Source organism: Phyllobacterium zundukense, assembly GCF_025452195.1.
Lineage (GTDB): Bacteria > Pseudomonadota > Alphaproteobacteria > Rhizobiales > Rhizobiaceae > Phyllobacterium > Phyllobacterium zundukense_A.
In genome coordinates, this window is sequence record NZ_CP104973.1 from 3,526,799 (window position 1) to 3,546,158 (window position 19,360).

The following is a 19,360-nucleotide window of genomic DNA, read 5'->3' on the forward strand; positions in this document are numbered from 1 at the left end:
GAACGGAAGGCCACTCCTTCGGGCCTCCAGTATCAATTTCCGCCAGTTGCATCCGGCAATGCATTCTTGTCACCGGTTGCCGCCTTGGCGGCCTCATCGAGGCGATTCTTCTCGACATCGCGCCAGCGTTTCACATTATCATTGTGTTCTTCAAGCGTCTCGGCAAATACATGTCCGCCAGTGCCGTCGGCAACGAAGTAAAGGTCCTTGGTCTGCGACGGATGAGCGACGGCTTCCAGCGCATCACGACCAGGATTTGCGATCGGCCCGGGTGGCAGGCCATTGATCGTATAAGTGTTGTAAGGCGTCGGCTTCTCAAGATCTGACTTCAGGATCGGGCGGTCCGAAGGCTTGCCCTTGCCACCAAACAAGCCATAAATGATCGTTGGATCGGATTGGAGGCGCATGCGCTTGTTCAACCGGTTGATGAAGACGGCGGCAACGCGTGGACGCTCGTCCGCCTTACCAGTCTCTTTTTCGACGATGGAGGCGAGCGTCACGAACTCTTCGATGGTTTTCAATGGAATCTTGGGATCGCGGCGCTCCCAAATGTCTTCAACCAGCTTTTTCTGATCGGCCTGCATCTTCTTGATAAGTTCCTCGCGCGTTGTGCCGCGAGAAAAACGCATTGTATTAGCGAAAAGCGAGCCTTCACTGGGCATGATTGCCGGCAAATCGCCAACAAGCACGTCATCCTCGCGCACCCGCTGGAAAATCTGCTCAACGGTAAGACCCTCCGGAATCGTCAGCGAACGAAGTACGGATTTTCCGCTGCGCAACAGATCCATGATCTCTCGCATGGACGCATGCGCCTTGATTTCATATTCGCCGGCTTTCATGTCTCCCTGATGGCCATAGGCCTGAACGCCATATTTAAAGACCCGGGCATCACTGATAATGCCCCGCCTTTCCAGTCCATCGGCTATCTCGACAATCCCGGTACCGCTCTTCACAACGTAGTTGGTTGTAACATCGCTAGGTCCAGGCTCATTGAAGGCCAGCTTGCCAAAGTATACCGCGGCCGCGGCCGCAAGAACCACCAGCACGACGAGCGACAGCATGAAATTGGCAAAAACAACGATCTGGCTGCGAGCGCGACGAGAGCGTCGCTTCGGCAGAGGTGGCGGTGTACCTGGTTCCGGACGCAATGCTTCAGAAGCCGATTGCGGGACAATCGGCTTACGATCCGGCGTGTTGGCCGCTGAACCGTTTGTCTCTTCAGACTGCTGATCTGAGCTCACGCAAGCACCTCGGGACATGATACCGGCTGACGCCGGTAGAATCGATTGTGATTATGGCAAAAACGCGAGAGCGCCCCGCCATAAAATCAATCACTGTTGATAACGCCGCATCACGAGCGAGGCATTGGTACCGCCAAACCCAAAGGAATTGGAAAGCGCGATATCGATCTTGCGTTCGCGCGGCTTGTGCGGAACCAGATCGATCTTCGTTTCCTTGGACGGCTTATCCAGATTGATCGTTGCAGGGGCGATATTATCGCGGATCGCCAGCACGCAGAAAATAGCTTCTGTCGAGCCAGCGGCACCAAGAAGATGACCGATGGAAGATTTGGTGGATGACATCGATATTTTCGAAGCGGCATCGCCGACAACGCGTTCGACCGCACCGAGTTCAATCGTATCGGCCATGGTCGAAGTGCCGTGTGAGTTGATGTAATCCACATCGCCCGGCGTTATACCTGCGCGCTTCAAAGCCATTTCCATAGAGCGCTGTGCGCCCTCACCACTCTCTGATGGTGCGGTGATGTGGTAAGCATCGCCGGATAGGCCATAGCCGATGATCTCGGCATAAATCCTGGCGCCGCGAGCCAGGGCATGTTCCAGCTCTTCAAGGACGACAACGCCAGCGCCTTCACCCATCACGAAACCATCGCGGTCTTCATCATAGGGTCTCGACGCGGTTGTCGGATCGTCGTTTCTGGCAGTGGACAATGCCTTGCATGCAGCAAAGCCGGCTAGCGAAATGCGGCTGACTGGCGACTCCGTGCCACCGGCCACCATCACATCGGCATCTCCAAAGGCGATCAAACGCGAGGCATCGCCGATAGCGTGTGCACCGGTGGAGCAAGCGGTAACGACTGCATGATTTGGACCGCGCAGCTTGTGTTTGATCGATACCTGACCGGAAGCCAGGTTTATCAGACGGCCGGGAATGAAGAAGGGCGAGATGCGGCGGGGGCCCTTGTCGCGCAGTGTATAGCCTGCTTCGACAATGCCCTCGAGGCCACCAATGCCGGACCCGATCAAAACACCTGTACGGATCTGATCTTCATCGCTTTCCGGCGCCCATTTGGCATCCGCAAGGGCCTGGTCTGCAGCCGCAACGGCGTAAACAATGAAAGGATCGACCTTGCGCTGCTCTTTGGGTTCCATCCAATCGTCGGGATTAAACGTACCATCAGAGCCATCACCCACCGGAATACGGCAGGCGATCTTGCAAGGAAGATCTTCAACTTCAAATTCCGTCACACGCCGGGCACCACTCTGGCCGGCAAGAAGCCGTGACCAGGTTAGTTCAACCCCGGATGCGAGAGGAGAAACCAGCCCAAGGCCGGTTATGACAACACGCCTCATGGCAGATCCTTAACTATCCAATGCAACATGATTGTTTCCGGCCCAACGCATGAACGAGCAAGGTTAAGCACCTTATATCACGATCGCTGCGGGGCCGAACAAAAATCAGGCAGATGCTTTGTCGATGAACTTGACGGCATCGCCGACTGTCAGAATCGTCTCGGCAGCATCGTCCGGGATTTCGACGCCAAACTCTTCTTCAAAAGCCATCACGAGCTCGACAGTATCAAGGCTGTCGGCGCCCAGATCGTCGATGAAGCTCGCACCATCGGTGACTTTCTCGGCATCAACGCCCAGATGTTCAATAACGATTTTCTTGACGCGTTCTGCAGTATCACTCATGTGGAAACCTCAACCTGTTTGTTTTTCCCTATGCCTTGGTTAGCGGCACGGATGACTCTAATCAAGCAATAAGATGGTTGTTCCGCCCTGTTTAACAGCTAAAACACCCGTCCTTGCGGCTCTTTCCTTGCGGAACTGAAAGGACATCAAATCGATTTGACTGCCCAGACTGGTGCGCGACTTATCACGCTTTATTCACTGCCTCAATCTCATAAATGTGATTGAGACCAATACCCACCGATACCGCGGTACGTTCTGGCTCAGATCATCGCCATGCCACCGTTGACGTGAATGGTCTGACCGGTGACATAAGATGCTTCAGTGCTGGCAAGATAGACAACCGACGAAGCAACTTCGGCGCCCGTACCCATGCGGCGCATCGGAATTGCCGACATGATGCTTTCTTTCTGTTTGTCGTTGAGCTTGTCAGTCATTGCCGATTCGATGAAACCCGGTGCAACGCAGTTGACCGTGACGTTGCGGCTGGCGATTTCCTGCGCCAAAGATTTGGAGAAGCCGATGAGTCCAGCTTTGGAAGCGACATAATTGGTTTGACCCGGATTTCCTGTGACGCCCACGACCGAAGTTATGTTGATGACGCGGCCATAACGGCGGCGCATCATCGGATGCGTGAGTTCGCGGGTCAGACGGAAAACTGCAGTCAGATTGACTTCAAGCACATTGTCCCAGTCCGCATCGCTCATGCGCACGAAGAGGCCGTCTTTGGTGATGCCCGCGTTGTTGACGAGAATATCAACGCCCCCAAGATCGGCTTCGGCCTTTTCGCCAAGCGCCTTGACCTCGTCGCGATCGGAAAGATTAGCCGGGAAGATCATCGCCCGATCACTAAAATCAGACGCCAGAGCTTCGAGCTTCTCTACACGTGTGCCATGGAGCCCCACGGTTGCGCCCCGTGCATGGAGCGCACGAGCGATTGCCTCGCCAATACCACCCGTCGCACCCGTGATAAGAGCCTTGCGGCCTGTGAGATCAAACATTGCGCGTTCCTTTTTAAGCGTTGAGGGCAGCGACAGCCGCATCGATGTCTTCTGGTGTGCCGACAGCAATACCGGATATGTCTTTATTAATACGGCGGGCAAGACCAGTCAGCACTTTGCCAGCACCGATTTCGTAGAGCGTTGTGACGCCATTATTACCAAACCATTCTACCGTCTCGCGCCAGCGCACCTGTCCGGTCACTTGCTCAACCAGCAATGCGGCGATTTCGGCCGCAGACTTGACGGGCGCAGCGCGGACATTGGCAATAAGCGGCACGACCGGATCGTTCTTGGAAACGTTGGCCAATGCGATGCGCATGGCTTCCGCAGCGGGCTCCATCAAAGAAGAGTGAAAAGGAGCGGAAACCGGCAGCATAATCGCGCGTTTGGCCCCTTTGGTGGAGGCCAGCGCAGCCGCTGCCTCGACAGGGCCCTTCGCGCCGGAAATCACCAACTGACCGCCGCCATTATCATTGGCGATCTGAACAGGTCCCTGATTTGAGGTTTCGGCGCAAATCGCCTCAACATCTTCATGCTCAAGGCCGATAATGGCGGCCATGGCGCCCTCACCCGCTGGAACCGCCTTCTGCATGGCGTTGCCGCGAATGCGCAAGAGGCGCGCCGTATCGGATAGCGAGAATGTGCCGGCTGCACAAAGCGCCGAATACTCGCCGAGAGAATGGCCGGCGACATAGGCAATTTTATCCTTCAAGGATACGCCCTTGGACTCCAGCACCCGAAATACGGCGATGGATACGGCCATCAATGCGGGCTGGGCATTGGCAGTCAGCGTCAATGTTTCTTCAGGACCTTCCCAGATGATTGAAGACAGCTTCTCACCCAGAGCTTCGTCCACCTCGTCGAGAACAGCACGGGCCTCCGGGAAATTCTCGGCCAAAGCCTTGCCCATGCCGACAACCTGGCTTCCTTGACCTGGAAAGGTGAATGCAATGGACATAAGCTGCGCCTCCAAAGGTTGCTTATATTGTGAATCTGACGCGCGATGTGCCTACAGGCAAGGACGAAGTCAAGCTTTGATGCAGCCAAAACGACTAACGCTAGGCATGCTCGGCTTTAGGCTAAGTGATAGATTGACTGACGTCGACCACCCTCCTCATAGTTGCTCAGGCTACGAACCGGGAGAGTTAATGAGCAAACGTCTTGAGCAGATGCGCTGGAATCCAAAGGCGGACTGGCGCATTGAAGATGTTCAGACCGTTTGCAAGGAGTTTGAAATTATCTGCAAGAGGTCCCGCTCCGGCAGTTCTCATTATAAGGTCTCGCACGCATCACAGTACGAGATTTTAACGATCCCTTTTAAAAGACCGATTAAGCCTGTATATATACGGAAACTCATCGAGTTTGTTGAAGCTGTGAGGAATTCACGTGACCTATCATAAATATCCGGTCGTTGTTTCTGCCCTTGCCGATGAGGAAGGCGGAGGATTTGGTGCTTATGTACCCGATCTTCCAGGTTGCATGAGTGACGGCGATACACCCGAAGAGGCCGTACATAACGCTTATGATGCAATCGAAGCCTGGATCGAGGCCGCCAGTGAGTTGGGCCGCGATATTCCAGCACCCTCTCAGAAACTGACACTTGCCTGATTATACGCAATTTACGCCCACTTAGAAAATCTGCCAGGCGGGTTGCTTATTGGGCCATTTGCCCGTATAGAGCGCCCGTTCATTGCTCGGCGTCAGCTGGGGGCTGAACGGAGGGCCGGATTTCGATCCGTCGAAGCATAAGAGCTTCAGCCTCCCGTGTCTCCGCTCTCGATCGTCTCCATCAGCGTCCTTTCTTCCCCGGTCATCCGGCAGAGAGATTCGCAGAGGTTTACCGTTGGTTCCGGGCAATATTAACGAAGAAAGGCAAAGACAATGGCTCTTTATGAACATGTGTTCCTTGCTCGACAGGACATTTCGCAGCAGCAGGTCGATGCGCTTGTAGAACAATACAAGGGTATCATCGAGACCAATGGCGGCACAGTCGGGCGTATTGAAAGCTGGGGGCTCCGTGCTCTCACCTATCGTATCAACAAGAACCGCAAGGCGTACTATTCGCTGCTCAACATCACTGCTCCTGCAGCAGCTGTTGCTGAGCTCGAGCGTCAGCAGCGCATCAACGAAGATGTCCTGCGTTTCATGACGATCCGCGTTGACGAACACGAGGAAGGCCAGTCGGCCATGCTCGCTCGCCGTGACGATCGCCGCGACCGCGACGACAACAAGTTCGGTGGCCGCGACGACGACCGTCCGCGCCGTCCACGCCGTCCGCGTGACGAAGCCGGTGAAGGAGCAGAATAATGGTTGATATCAATCAGATCCCGACCCGCCGTCCGTTCCATCGCCGCCGCAAGACCTGCCCGTTCTCGGGTGCCAATGCGCCGAAGATCGACTACAAGGACGTAAAACTCCTGTCGCGCTACATTTCTGAGCGTGGCAAGATCGTTCCTTCCCGTATCACGGCTGTCAGCCAGAAGAAGCAGCGCGAACTCGCACAGGCGATCAAGCGTGCCCGTTTCCTCGGCCTGCTGCCATACGTTGTAAAATAATAAACTGAGGCGGTGGGTTTCGACCCTCCGCCTCATTCCACCATCCGCGATGGGCGCGGGTCTGGTGATTCAGAAAACCCGAGTTGAGGTAGTGGTCTAAGGACCGCCTCTAACTGCTGAAACAAGCAGGACAGCGAGTGAAATGAAACTGACTGCAAAAGATATTGGCGTAGGTGTGCTAGCGGGCTTTGCCGCTGCACTGCTTTCGGTTGGCGTTATCACGCAATCGACCCTCGCCATGGCGCTCCTGCTGTTTTCACCGCTGCCTATTTTTGTGGCCGCTCTCGGCTGGGGTACGGCCGCCGGATTGATTGCCGCACTTTCCATGGCTGTCGCCGTCTCCGTGCTTGCCGCGCCAATGGCGGCCCTTATCGTTGTCCTGATCACTGCGCTCCCTGCTGCCGCTGCATCGTACTTTACCGGCCTAGCGCGCCCTGCCGATGAAATCGGTGGACCGAAGGACGTCATGGTCTGGTATCCGCTCGCCGATACTCTGCTGCGCCTAGCGCTGATTGTGGCAGCCAGTTTCATCGCAATCGGCATGCTCGTCGGTTTTGGCGATGAACTCGCGGCCGAACTGGCGAAATCACTGGGGCAGCAGCTTGCCGCGAGCAACCCTGAACTTGCCGCAAATGCCGACGTTGCGCAGAGCATGGCACTGTTTGTCGTGCGTGTACTGCCCGCTCTGCAGCCTGCCATATGGGTGACGATAATCGTCGCCAATCTTTATCTGGCGCTGCGGTTGACGGCCGCTTCCGGCAAACTACGCCGACCGCATGACGATTGGCCGCGGGCGCTGCGCATGCCCCGCGCCGCGCTTATCGTCTTCGCCATCGCTTGCGCTGCCTGCTTCCTGCCGGGCGGCATCGGCTATGCCGCAACCGCGATTGCCGGCGCACTCGGTGCCGGTTTCACGATGGCGGGTTTCGCCATACTGCATGCAAGGACGCGCGGCGCAGCGTGGCGCCCAGTGGCACTATGGTTCGCTTACCTCGCGGTTGTGCTTTTCGCCTTTGTGCTTTTCCTCTTCCTTCTTGCCGGTTTGTTCGACACGTCGCGCAACGCCCCGGTTTCGAAGGCTGCGAATACAACACCACCTAACAACGACAACTAACATTAGAACAGACAAGGATAATTCAAATGGAAGTCATTCTTCTCGAACGTATCAGCCGCCTCGGCCAGATGGGCGAAACAGTCAAGGTAAAGGACGGCTTTGCCCGTAATTTCCTGTTGCCACAGGGCAAGGCTCTTCGTGCCAACGAAGCCAACAAGAAGAAGTTCGAAGGTCAGCGCGCGCAGCTCGAAGCACGCAATCTCGAACGCAAGACTGAAGCACAGGCGATCTCCGAAAAGCTCGACGGCAAGTCGTTCATCGCCGTTCGTTCGGCAGGTGAAACCGGTCAGCTCTACGGTTCAGTTTCGACACGCGATATCGCTGATCTGATCACCGCTGAAGGCTTCTCGATCAACCGCAACCAGGTTGAACTGAACACGCCGATCAAGACCATTGGCCTGCACAAGATCGTGCTGACACTTCATCCGGAAGTTGAAGCAACGGTCACGATCAACATTGCTCGTACTGCAGATGAAGCCGAGCGTCAGGTAAAGGGCGAAGATCTTACCTCCGCCGAGGCGATCTACGGTATCGAAGAAGTTCCGCTTGCGGACGAATTCTTCGACGAGGACGAAGAAGGCGAAGAAAACGCCTGATCTTTCTTCGATAGATCATTCTTTCGAATGATCTCATCAACATTTTGAAAGTACCCGGCAGCAGTGCCGGGTATTTTTTTGCTTTTCAGGAACAAAAAAACGATTAGATTTGTTTGTCTTACCACGCCCGACCACGGCTCACCTCGAGCCTGCTAATGGCCGAGCTCTATCGTCAATGATGGAGATTGTTCATGAATGCCATACTAAAAGCCGCGCTCTCGCGGATGATCTACACTGGCACTTTGGTTATCACAGACTCTTCCGGTAAATCTCAAACCTTCGGTGATGGAACCGGAGAGCAATTCGCCTTTCGCATCAACAGCGCAGCGGCCGAACGAAAGATCGCTTTCGACCCATCGCTACACTTCCCGGAAGCCTATATGAACGGCGATATCGACGTTCTCGAAGGCGATATTTATGACGTCCTGAAGATCATTTTCGAGAATACCGGGGCGACTGTCGCCAAGGAACCCTGGATGTTGGCGATCGAAGGCATACGCCGTGCCACCCGCCGCCTGCATCAGATGAATACGCTGACTCGCGCTTCCAGCAACGTCCAGCGCCACTATGACCTGTCTGAAGACCTCTACAGGTTGTTCCTCGATACGGACATGCAATATTCCTGTGCCTACTTCGAACGGCCGGATGCAACGCTGGAAGAAGCACAACTGGCGAAGAAGCGTCACATCGCAGCGAAACTGCTGTTGAAAAAGGGGCACAAGACGCTCGATATTGGTTGCGGCTGGGGCGGACTCGGAATCTACCTCGCCAAGCACCTCGAAGCCAATGTGACCGGTGTAACGCTGTCGCAAGAGCAATTCGGTATCGCCAACAAGCGCGCATTCGAAGAAGGCCTGACGGGAAAAGCGCAATTCACCCTTCAGGACTATAGAACGATCGAAGAGAGCTTCGACCGCATCGTGTCGGTCGGCATGTTCGAACATGTCGGTATCGGGCACTTCCCGGAATATTTCCAGCATACCGCACGGCTTTTGAAGAAGGACGGTGTATTCCTCCTGCATTCCATCGGCCGCTCGGATGGCCCCTCCTATACGAACGCCTTCATCCAGAAATACATATTCCCGGGCGGTTATATTCCGGCACTCTCGGAAGTGCTGCCGCACATCGAAAAGGCTGGTCTCGTTGTCACCGATATCGAGATTCTCCGGCTGCACTACGCGGACACCCTGCGTATCTGGCGCGAACGATTCATGGCGAGATCGCGAGAAGGCCAAGGCGATCTACGATGAACGGTTCTGCCGCATGTGGGAGTTCTATCTTGCGGCTTCGGAAGCGGCGTTCCGCTGGCAAAACCTGGTCGTGTTCCAGATCCAGCTCGCACACCGGCAGGAAGCCGTGCCCCTAACCCGGAACTATATCGAGAAGGAAGAAAAGCGGCTGAAGCGGCTTGAATGCGAACGGAGCTCCGCCAATAGCCAGGTGGAGACCAAGGAATCAGTCGCCGGGCGGTAAGTCCGACGACAGACTACCCCCTAACATCAAAAACCATCCGCAGGGCGATTTGCGGATGGATTTTTTGTGTTTTCCACTGCGCCCAAATTGCGACATTGAGCGTTGCGGGTATACACTGTCATCTGCGAATCACGCGCCAAATCGGTGGCTCTGAGTCAAGCTGTAACATCCTGTTTTGTACTTCTTGCTGTGGACGGAAATGTATAGTCCGCCTCCGCATTGCGTCGTTAAAAACGCCGTGGCCATGTTGATCGAGGAACAGGAAAATTTGAAATGGCTGAAGCTACGGTACGCAAGATCAACGAGGCTCAAGGAGCGCTTTACCGCGAGGCCCCTAACAATATAGAGGCTGAACAGGCCCTGTTGGGTGCCATTCTCGTCAACAATGACGCGTTTTACCGGGTTTCCGACTTTCTGAAACCGACCCATTTCAACGAACCGCTACATCGCAAGATCTTCGAAGTCGCTTCCGATATGATTCGCATGGGAAAGATGGCGAATCCGGTGACGCTGAAGACATTCATGCCCGCTGACGCCAAAATCGGCGAAATGACGGTGATGCAATATCTCGCCCGCCTCGCTGCAGAGGCGGTAACGATCATCAATGCCGAGGACTATGGCCGGGCGATCTACGATCTTGCCACGCGCCGGGCTTTGATCACTATCGGCGAAGACATGGTCAACATAGCCTACGACGCCCCGGTTGATGTGGCGCCGCAGGGCCAGATCGAAGATGCGGAGCGACGCCTGTTCGAACTCGCCGAAACCGGCCGCTACGATGGCGGATTTCAGACATTCACCGATGCAGTCAAGACTGCCGTCGACATGGCCAACGCGGCGTTCATGCGTGACGGTCACTTGTCCGGCATTTCGACAGGCATTCGTGCGCTCGATGCGCGCATGGGCGGCCTCCAACCATCTGACCTGATTGTCCTCGCAGGACGCCCCGGTATGGGCAAGACCTCGCTTGCGACGAATATCGCATTCAACATTGCCGCCGCCTATGAGCCCGAACAGCTCGCTGATGGCACGTTCAAAGCCAAGAACGGCGGCGTGGTCGGCTTTTTCTCGCTCGAAATGTCGTCGGAACAGCTGGCAACCCGTATCATTTCCGAGCAATCGGAGATCAGTTCCTCGAAAATCCGTCGCGGCGAGATCAGCGAAGCCGATTTCGAAAAGCTTGTCGCCTGTTCACAGCACATGCAGAAAGTGCCGCTTTATATCGATCAGACCGGCGGTATTTCTATCGCCCAGCTTGCAGCGCGAGCGCGGCGCCTGAAGCGCCAGCGCGGGCTGGACGTCCTGGTCATCGATTATATTCAGCTCATGCAAGGGTCGTCAAAGCGCGCATCGGAAAACCGTGTGCAGGAAATTACCGAAATCACCACCGGCCTGAAAGCGCTTGGCAAGGAATTGAACACGCCGATCATCGCCCTCTCCCAGCTGTCGCGTCAGGTGGAAAGCCGTGAAGACAAGCATCCGCAACTTTCCGACTTGCGTGAATCCGGTTCGATCGAGCAGGACGCGGACGTTGTGCTTTTCGTCTATCGCGACGAATATTACATCAAGAACAAGGAACCCAAGGTCGGGACGGAAGAGCATTTCAAGTGGCAGGCCGATCTCAACGAGGCTACGGGCAAGGCGGAAGTCATCGTCGCCAAGCAACGTCACGGCCCGACAGGCACGGTAAGACTGGCGTTCCAGGCGGAATTTACCCGCTTTACCGATCTTGCCGAAGATCCGCATCTTCCTGAACGGTTCGAGTGAACCTTTGACTGCCAAAAAGCCCCAGATCACTACGGCCGGCGCAGATCCCCGGTTAGCCGGGGGGCGGTTGACCATCGATCTCGATGCGCTCGCCGCCAATTGGCTATTTCTCGCTAAAAAGTCGAAACCCGCAGAGACCAGTGCCGTCGTCAAGGCCGACGCGTACGGCCTCGGCATTGTCCATGTCGTTCCGGCGTTATGGCAGGCTGGATGCCGCACATTCTTTGTCGCACTGGCCGAGGAAGGTCTACGGGTAAAAGCTGTCGCACCCGATGCGCGGGTGCTTGTGCTCAACGGGTTTTTTGCCGAGGCATTCGAAACTTATGGCCAATCGGATCTCATTCCCGTTCTTGGCTCGATCCATGAACTCGATTTGTGGAAGAGCCTGAATGCCCGTCGAAAGGACAAGCTTCCCTTTGCGCTGCATGTGGACACCGGTATGAACCGTCTCGGCCTTAGCCTGACTGAAGCCTTGGCCTTTGCGGCCGATATGCGGGACCAAAAACCGGTTCTACTGATGACGCATCTCGCTACGGCTGACGAGCAGGCGCATGCGTTAAACCTAAAGCAAATTGAATCATTTCAAAAACTTCGCGGGGCTTTTGCAGGAATTGAATCCAGCATCGCAAATTCCCCCGGCATTTTTCACGCGCGTATAGGTGAATATGAACTCAGCCGACCCGGCGTTGCCATGTATGGCGGTGAACCACTTTCGTCCGCCGCCAATCCCATGCGCCGTGTGGTGACGCTGGAAGCACGCGTTGTACAGATCCGCACCGGACTAAAGGGCGAGACCGTGGGTTATGGCGCTACCACGACGCTTGAACGCGACACGCGTATTGCGGTTTGCTCGGCAGGCTATGCGGATGGTTATCTTCGTTCTGCATCGGGCAGCGGTGTGCCGTTGCGCGCCGCCGTACCCAATGGCGGCGTTGGCTTTGTTGCCGGGAGCAAAGTTCCAATTATTGGTCGTGTCACCATGGATCTGACGTCATTCGATATCACTGATCTTCCAGTGGATACCGTTAGCCCGGGAGACTTCATCGAACTCTTCGGCCACAACATTGCGTTGGACGACGCTGCCCGCGCCGCTGGAACGATCGGATATGAGTTGCTTACCAGCCTTGGGAATCGCTATCACCGGCGCTATCTCAAATCCGAAAGTAATTGATGGCAAAGCCAAGAATTCAATTTATCTGTCAGAACTGCGGTGCGGTGCATACCCGTTGGGCCGGCAAGTGCGATGAGTGCGGCGAGTGGAACACGCTCGTTGAGGAAGGCACGGCTGGCGGCATCGGCAGCGGACCTGGCAAGCTATCGTCGCGAAAAGGCCGCGCAGTAGCGCTGACCACACTTTCCGGCGAAATCGAGGATGCACCGCGCATCCAGTCAGGAATCGGCGAACTGGATCGTGTGACCGGCGGGGGATTCGTCCGCGGTTCGGCGATCCTCATCGGCGGCGATCCCGGAATCGGCAAATCGACATTGCTGACGCAGGCTGCGGCTGCCCTCGCCCGCCAGGGTCACCGCGTCGTTTACGTTTCAGGTGAAGAGGCAGTGGCGCAAATCAGGCTACGCGCGCAGCGATTGCATGCTGCCGACACCGACGTGCTGCTCGCGGCCGAAACCAATGTCGAAGACATCCTGGCCACCATCTCCGATTCGAAGCGGCCAGATTTGATCATAATTGATTCGATCCAGACATTGTGGACAGACGCCGCCGATTCTGCCCCCGGAACAGTGACGCAGGTGCGTGCCGGCGCCCAAGCCATGATCCGCTATGCCAAGCAGACTGGCGCGGCAGTTGTTCTGGTGGGGCACGTGACAAAGGAGGGTCAGATCGCCGGGCCTCGCGTGATCGAGCATATGGTCGATGCGGTGCTCTATTTCGAAGGCGAAGGCGGCCATCATTACCGCATCTTGAGGACTGTAAAGAACCGTTTTGGCCCGACGGACGAGATCGGCGTGTTCGAAATGTCAGACAAGGGATTGCGCGAAGTCGCCAATCCTTCCGAGCTTTTCCTGGGTGAACGCAACGAAAAGTCGCCGGGAGCTGCGGTTTTTGCAGGCATGGAGGGCACGCGTCCGATACTGGTCGAAATCCAGGCGCTGGTTGCGCCCTCGACACTTGGCACGCCGCGCCGTGCGGTTGTCGGATGGGATGGAAACCGGCTGTCAATGATTCTCGCCGTACTCGAAGCGCATTGCGGCGTAAGGTTCGGTCAGCACGACGTTTATTTGAATGTGGCCGGCGGATATCGAATAACCGAGCCCGCAGCGGACCTTGCAGTTGCATCTGCACTGGTTTCCTCAATTGCCGGTATTGCCCTTCCCGCAGATTGCGTCTATTTCGGCGAAGTCAGTTTATCTGGTGCGGTTCGCCCGGTGGCGCATGCTGTGCAGAGGCTGAAGGAGGCAGATAAGCTTGGGTTCAAGCAGGCTGTTCTTCCCAAGGGAAGCAACGATGTGGCAAAGAACGGCAATGCTCGTCTGACAGAAACCGCTTCGCTGCCGGACCTAGTGGCCCGGATTGCGGCATCGGGACCTGACAAGAGACAACGCGACGACTGACCAGATAGTATTGGCCAGACTGAATATGGGGACGAACTTAAATGCCAATAACGTTGCTTGACGGAATTCTATTGGGCATCACTCTCGTTTCGGCGGTTTTGGCCATGGTGCGCGGCTTTTCGCGCGAAGTCTTGTCGGTGGTTTCCTGGGCAGCCGCGGCCGCAGCCGCATATCTCTTCTACAAGCCGGTCATTCCGTTTCTTACGCCGTATATCAGCAATGATACGATTGCGCAGATCGCAGCGGCTGGCCTCGTCTTCGTCGTTACGTTGATTGTCGTGTCGATCATTACAATGAAGATTGCCGATTTCATCATCGACAGCCGTATCGGCGCACTCGATCGTACGCTGGGTTTTCTCTTTGGCGCAGCACGGGGCATCCTTCTCGTCGTTGTCGCCATGCTGTTCTTCAACTGGCTGGTTCCCGAGAACCAGCCGGCATGGGTGGGCCAGGCAAAATCCAAGCCAATGATCGATCAACTGAGTACAAAGCTGATCGGCCTGTTGCCGGAAGACCCGGAATCGACCATCCTTAATCGCCTGAAGCCCGGTACGACAGCGGCTCCGGATGCGGCACCCGACGGCACCACCACAACACCGGAGCCGAAGGAAGACATTCCGCCGGAAGGGTCGACAAACCAGCCTTGATGCAGTCGAAGAACACAACTGCGTCAATATTGGCATTTATCAGGCCTTGGCGTTTACTTGGTAATGCTCCATATACGTGGCATAATGCGAAATAGGCACAATTGACTCGATCCCGATTACCTTGGCCAAGGTAATCTTGGGGCGGAAGGGCTGGCGGCAATGACCGACATTTCTCGTAACGATAATCAATTGATGTCCCTGGATGACGACACACTGCATGAAGAGTGCGGTGTGTTTGGCATTTTGGGGCATCCCGACGCCGCGACCCTGACCGCGCTCGGGCTGCACGCACTGCAGCATCGCGGCCAGGAAGCCGCCGGTATCGTCTCCTATGACGGGAAGCAGTTTTGTTCGGAACGCCGCATGGGTCTCGTCGGGGACCACTACACCAATCCGGCAACCCTTGCACAATTGCCCGGCGACCGGGCAATCGGCCACGTACGCTATTCAACCACCGGCGACACGGTTCTACGCAACGTGCAGCCGCTTCTGGCCGAACTTGAGGTCGGCGGCATCGCCATTGCCCATAATGGCAATTTCACCAACGGCCTCACCCTGCGCCGCCAGCTGATCGCTGATGGCGCAATTTGCCAGTCCAATTCCGATACTGAAGTCGTACTGCACCTCATCGCCCGTTCACGCCACGCGTCATCCAGCGATCGCTTCATCGACGCGATCCGCCAGATGGAAGGCGGTTATGCGATGCTCGCACTCACCCGCACCAAGCTCATCGCTGCGCGTGACCCGATCGGCATTCGCCCGCTCGTGATGGGCGAACTCGACGGCAAGCCGATTTTTGCTTCCGAGACCTGCGCGCTCGACATTATCGGTGCGAAATTCGTCCGCGATATCGAGAATGGCGAAGTGGTGGTCTGCGAAATCCAGGCTGATGGGTCGATCAGCATCGATACTTACAAGCCGCAGAATCCAAAGCGCGAACGGCTTTGCCTGTTTGAATACGTTTACTTCGCCCGTCCGGACTCGGTCGTTGGCGGACGCAATGTCTACACTGCCCGCAAGAACATGGGCATCAATCTCGCCAAGGAAGCGCCACTCGAGGCAGATGTGGTGGTTCCAGTTCCGGATGGCGGCACCCCGGCAGCCATTGGTTTTGCCCAGGCAAGCGGCATTCCCTTCGAGCTCGGCATCATCCGTAACCATTATGTCGGACGCACCTTCATTGAGCCAACGCAATCGATCCGTGCCTTTGGTGTGAAGCTGAAGCATTCGGCCAACCGTGCCGTCATTGAAGGCAAGCGCGTTGTGCTTGTGGATGATTCCATCGTTCGCGGTACGACTTCGGTCAAGATCGTGCAAATGATCCGTGACGCCGGTGCGCTCGAGGTACACATCCGCGTTGCCAGCCCGATGATCTTTCATCCGGATTTCTACGGCATCGACACACCCGACGCCGACAAGCTGCTGGCCAACCAGTATGCGGACCTCGATGCGATGTGCGACTACATCGGAGCGGATTCCCTGGCATTCCTGTCGATCGACGGGCTTTACAAGGCTGTCAGCGGGGCTCCCCGCGATCCGCGCTCGCCGCTTTTCACCGATCACTACTTCACTGGCGATTATCCGACGCGGCTTCTCGACAAGGATGGGGCGAGTAACGTTCGCCAGTTCTCGCTTCTCGCAAATAACGGTTGAGTTCACTCTATGATTTCTGACGGCAGTTTTCGGCTGGACGGCAAGCTTGCGCTCGTCACCGGCGCATCCCGTGGCATTGGCTATTCTCTCTCCAAAGAACTTGCAGCCCGCGGCGCTCACGTCATTGCCGTTGCCCGCACAGTGGGCGGGCTTGAGGAACTCGACGACGAAATCAAGGCAGCAGGCGGGACCGCAACGCTCGTTCCCTTGGACTTGACTGACATGCCCGCCATCGACAGGCTTGGCGGTTCCATCCATGAGCGCTGGGGCAAGCTTGATATCATGGTCGCCAATGCGGGCATTCTCGGAACGATTTCGCCAATCGGACATGTGGAGGCGAAAGTCTTCGATCGGTTGATGGCAATCAATGTCACGAGTGTCTGGCGTCTGATCCGCACCGTTGATCCCCTGTTGAAGCTGTCTGACGCCGGGCGCGCCATCCTGCTATCATCGAGCGTCGCACATACTGCTCGCGCCTATTGGGGACCCTACGCCGCTTCCAAGGCTGCTGTGGAAGTGATGGCGCGCGCCTGGGCCGAGGAATCGCAACAGACGCGCTTGTGCATCAATTCCGTCGACCCTGGGGCTACCCGCACCGCCATGCGTGCGCAGGCTATGCCAGGCGAAGATCCTGAGATCTTACCCACGCCAGCGGAGGTCGCCGCAAAGATCGCCCTGCTGTGTGACCCGGCGCTGAACGCGACCGGCAAGCTCTACGACGTGCGCGCCGACAAATTGCTGAGCTACAACGACCCGAGCTAACCAACGAGGCGCATGATCTTTTCCGCCTTCTCGTTTGCGACTGAAGTCCGGCCACGCCATGCCTTCGGGCTCATGCCGGTCACACGCAGGAACTCGCGATTGAAATTCGACTTGGTTTGAAAGCCGGCATCGAACATGATCCGTGTGATCGGTTCGTCCGTGTCAGCCAGCGAGCGGCAAGCTTCCCTCACCCTGTAATCATTCACATATTGCGAGACGCTCATCGACTTGACGCGATTGACCGCGCTCGACACTTGCCGGACCGAGAGCCCCATTTTCCGGGCAAGCCGGTTGAGATTGAGATCGACATCACGATAGAGCGTGCGCGATTGCATCAGATCGTCGAGCGAGGCTGCTATTTGCGCATCCTCAGCACTTGGCGTTATGACCGGTGCAAACCTGTCATCACCCGCTGACTCGGTGGGCGGCTGGCTCGTCCCTGCAACCGTCGCTGCTGTTCCCAAAATGAACAAAGCCAATACGTTGCCGAATGCAACGATGCTGCCGGAATAGACGCCGCCAGTTTCCGCGAAATCAAAGCTGATCACGATATCCATCAAGCCTGAAGCCAATACGGCAAAGGCTGTAACCTGCAAAGCCCGGTAGGCGCTGATCACGCCATCGAGCCTCGATGAGCCGAGCGCATTGGGTCCCGCCCATGCGAGCGCAGTGAGCGCAGTGCCGTAGCCGAGAAAAATAAGAATGAGAGCAAGCGAAATAGGGGCTGGCCAGAACGCGATGAAGCCAAGGATTACCAAGGCCGGAAGCGCGTGCAACAGGAGGACTGGCCGGTTCAACGGCGACCGACCATCCCTCAGCCCTTCGAAACTCAGCCAGGCGAGTGCGGGAACGATCGCCGCCAGAAAGGCCTGCACCGGCAGGATCAGGGTAATCCCGTAACCCCAGCGCACACCAATCACGACCGACTGCAAAATATAGACAGCGATCAGTGCGGCAAAGAACGGATTCGGAGCGTTGCCGTCATTCCGCCTGATCATCTGGATCAGCAGGATGAGAAGCAGAAAGGCAACGACAAATGGCAGCGGGACAAAGAGCATGAGTCAAATACCAACAGTTTATGAATCACTATGACCTCAATTGCGATTGAGGACGACCGAAATTGTGTTTGAGGTCGAAAATAGCGCCTCGATACCGCTCCCTTGGCCCAGCGCCGATCAAGTGCCAAATCAAGGAGAACCGATGAAATTTTCGACCAAAATTTGTGCCGCAGCCATCCTGTCCCTCACCGTGATGCAGACGGCCAAGGCTGATGATACAGTCGGCGTTCGCCAAATCCTTGCACCGTCGAAAGAGCGTGGCGTCGATCTTGATGTAACCGTCTGGTATCCGGCGCAAGCCGGTGGCGAGACGGTCGTGCTGGGCGAGACCGCGTTTTTCATTGGAACGCCCGCCACGCGCGACGCGCCGATGTCCCAGGGGAAGTTTCCGCTTATCCTGCTTTCACATGGTGCCGGGTTGGCCGGGAACGCGCAAGCTTTGAGCTGGGTTGCAACACCCTTAGCTGAACAGGGCTTCGTTGTTGTCGCGCCTACGCATCCGAGGAATACGGGCAGTAATAAATCCGCCGCTGAGACAATGAAGATATGGTTGCGACCTTCCGATCTCACGGAAGCCTTGAATACAATTGAGAAGGATGAACTCTTCCAAAATCACCTTGATCAAGACAAAATTGGTGTTCTTGGTCTTTCCATGGGTGGTAATACCGCTTTGGCATTAGCGGGTGCTCGCATAGATCCCCAACTTTTGGCAGGCTATTGCGATACGGACTTGCTCAATCCTTCCCTTTGCGGGTGGGTCAGACAGAGCGGCGTTGACCTTCATGCGATGAATTTGGAATCTGCAAATCGTGACAATAGAGATGAACGCGTCCGGTTTGCCATGGCAATTGATCCTGCCCCATCTGATATCTTTGAATTCAACAGCTTTTCCAAGATCAAAATCCCGGTTGATATCATTAATCTCGGTAAACCAGGAAAAATCCCGCTGAGCGCTCAAGCCTCCGGGATCGCAAAAACGATTTCCAATGCGAGGTACACAGTCGTTGAAAATGCCAGCCATTATAGCATGTTTGCCGAATGCAAACCCGGCGCCGCCGACATCATTGTGTCTGAAAAGATAGGTGATCCACTTTGCGATGACGGTGGCGGGCCGTCACGCGCCGCAATTCATGCGCAGCTGATCGACATGATAAGCAAAGCCTTTGAACGGACGCTAAAGGCCTCCCGCGCCAAATAGCCTGCGCATCGAACCTACAAAAAATAGCTACC

Annotated in this window: 18 protein-coding genes and 1 pseudogene; 13 read left to right on the plus strand and 6 right to left on the minus strand. The window is 56.1% G+C overall.

Features of this window, described 5'->3' with window-relative positions; translation table 11 throughout:
- Positions 1-32 precede the first annotated feature (32 nt).
- From mltG to fabD, 5 genes are all read right to left on the minus strand, one after another.
- On the minus strand, positions 33-1,259 hold the full coding sequence (mltG, locus tag N8E88_RS29715) for an endolytic transglycosylase MltG (protein WP_410010633.1): 1,227 nt from the start codon (positions 1,257-1,259) through the stop codon (positions 33-35).
- Positions 1,260-1,331: 72 nt separating this feature from the next.
- Entirely contained in the window at positions 1,332-2,594 is a 1,263-nt protein-coding gene (gene fabF, locus N8E88_RS29720; RefSeq protein WP_262293664.1) for a beta-ketoacyl-ACP synthase II, read from the minus strand.
- A 105-nt stretch (positions 2,595-2,699) separates the two neighbouring features.
- Positions 2,700-2,936, minus strand: coding sequence for an acyl carrier protein (locus tag N8E88_RS29725; RefSeq protein ID WP_091880344.1), 237 nt, complete (start codon positions 2,934-2,936; stop codon positions 2,700-2,702).
- Between the two features lie 260 nt (positions 2,937-3,196).
- Positions 3,197-3,934, minus strand: coding sequence for a 3-oxoacyl-[acyl-carrier-protein] reductase (gene fabG / locus N8E88_RS29730; protein WP_262293665.1), 738 nt, complete (start codon positions 3,932-3,934; stop codon positions 3,197-3,199).
- A 13-nt stretch (positions 3,935-3,947) separates the two neighbouring features.
- On the minus strand, positions 3,948-4,892 hold the full coding sequence (gene fabD, locus N8E88_RS29735) for an ACP S-malonyltransferase (protein ID WP_262293666.1): 945 nt from the start codon (positions 4,890-4,892) through the stop codon (positions 3,948-3,950).
- A 428-nt stretch (positions 4,893-5,320) separates the two neighbouring features.
- Between fabD and N8E88_RS29740 the strand changes: the two genes are divergently transcribed.
- From N8E88_RS29740 to N8E88_RS29795, 12 genes and pseudogenes are all read left to right on the plus strand, one after another.
- A complete protein-coding gene (locus tag N8E88_RS29740) occupies positions 5,321-5,542 on the plus strand; it encodes a type II toxin-antitoxin system HicB family antitoxin (protein WP_262293667.1) in 222 nt (73 codons plus the stop codon).
- Positions 5,543-5,815: 273 nt separating this feature from the next.
- Entirely contained in the window at positions 5,816-6,241 is a 426-nt protein-coding gene (gene rpsF, locus N8E88_RS29745; RefSeq protein WP_106664746.1) for a 30S ribosomal protein S6, read from the plus strand.
- Complete coding sequence (gene rpsR / locus N8E88_RS29750; RefSeq protein ID WP_008128538.1) at positions 6,241-6,489, plus strand: 30S ribosomal protein S18; 249 nt, start codon at positions 6,241-6,243, stop codon at positions 6,487-6,489. Before rpsF ends, rpsR begins: the two co-directional genes overlap by 1 nt.
- A gap of 142 nt (positions 6,490-6,631) precedes the next feature.
- Positions 6,632-7,603, plus strand: coding sequence for a DUF2232 domain-containing protein (locus tag N8E88_RS29755; protein ID WP_262293668.1), 972 nt, complete (start codon positions 6,632-6,634; stop codon positions 7,601-7,603).
- A gap of 26 nt (positions 7,604-7,629) precedes the next feature.
- Positions 7,630-8,199, plus strand: a complete 570-nt coding sequence (gene rplI / locus N8E88_RS29760) for a 50S ribosomal protein L9 (RefSeq protein ID WP_262293669.1) — start codon at positions 7,630-7,632, stop codon at positions 8,197-8,199.
- Positions 8,200-8,390: 191 nt separating this feature from the next.
- Positions 8,391-9,672, plus strand: a pseudogene (locus N8E88_RS29765) (class I SAM-dependent methyltransferase).
- A 273-nt stretch (positions 9,673-9,945) separates the two neighbouring features.
- A complete protein-coding gene (locus N8E88_RS29770; protein ID WP_262293670.1) occupies positions 9,946-11,439 on the plus strand; it encodes a replicative DNA helicase in 1,494 nt (497 codons plus the stop codon).
- Between the two features lie 4 nt (positions 11,440-11,443).
- Positions 11,444-12,610, plus strand: a complete 1,167-nt coding sequence (gene alr, locus N8E88_RS29775; RefSeq protein WP_262293671.1) for an alanine racemase — start codon at positions 11,444-11,446, stop codon at positions 12,608-12,610.
- A complete protein-coding gene (radA, locus tag N8E88_RS29780) occupies positions 12,610-14,010 on the plus strand; it encodes a DNA repair protein RadA (RefSeq protein WP_112527853.1) in 1,401 nt (466 codons plus the stop codon). The genes alr and radA overlap by 1 nt, the downstream gene beginning before the upstream one ends.
- 41 nt (positions 14,011-14,051) lie before the next feature.
- On the plus strand, positions 14,052-14,657 hold the full coding sequence (locus tag N8E88_RS29785; RefSeq protein WP_262293672.1) for a CvpA family protein: 606 nt from the start codon (positions 14,052-14,054) through the stop codon (positions 14,655-14,657).
- 159 nt (positions 14,658-14,816) lie between these two features.
- Entirely contained in the window at positions 14,817-16,310 is a 1,494-nt protein-coding gene (gene purF / locus N8E88_RS29790; RefSeq protein ID WP_262293673.1) for an amidophosphoribosyltransferase, read from the plus strand.
- 9 nt (positions 16,311-16,319) lie between these two features.
- Positions 16,320-17,072, plus strand: a complete 753-nt coding sequence (locus tag N8E88_RS29795; RefSeq protein WP_262293674.1) for an SDR family NAD(P)-dependent oxidoreductase — start codon at positions 16,320-16,322, stop codon at positions 17,070-17,072.
- On the opposite strand, the gene N8E88_RS29800 is transcribed toward N8E88_RS29795, so the two are convergent.
- Positions 17,069-18,130 carry a helix-turn-helix domain-containing protein gene (locus N8E88_RS29800; protein WP_262293675.1) on the minus strand — a complete coding sequence of 354 codons (1,062 nt, stop codon included), beginning with the start codon at positions 18,128-18,130 and terminating at the stop codon, positions 17,069-17,071. The genes N8E88_RS29795 and N8E88_RS29800 overlap by 4 nt on opposite strands.
- Positions 18,131-18,272: 142 nt before the next feature.
- On the opposite strand from N8E88_RS29800, the gene N8E88_RS29805 reads away from it, so the two are divergent.
- Entirely contained in the window at positions 18,273-19,328 is a 1,056-nt protein-coding gene (locus N8E88_RS29805) for an alpha/beta hydrolase family protein (protein WP_262295680.1), read from the plus strand.
- The last annotated feature ends 32 nt before the right edge of the window (positions 19,329-19,360 follow it).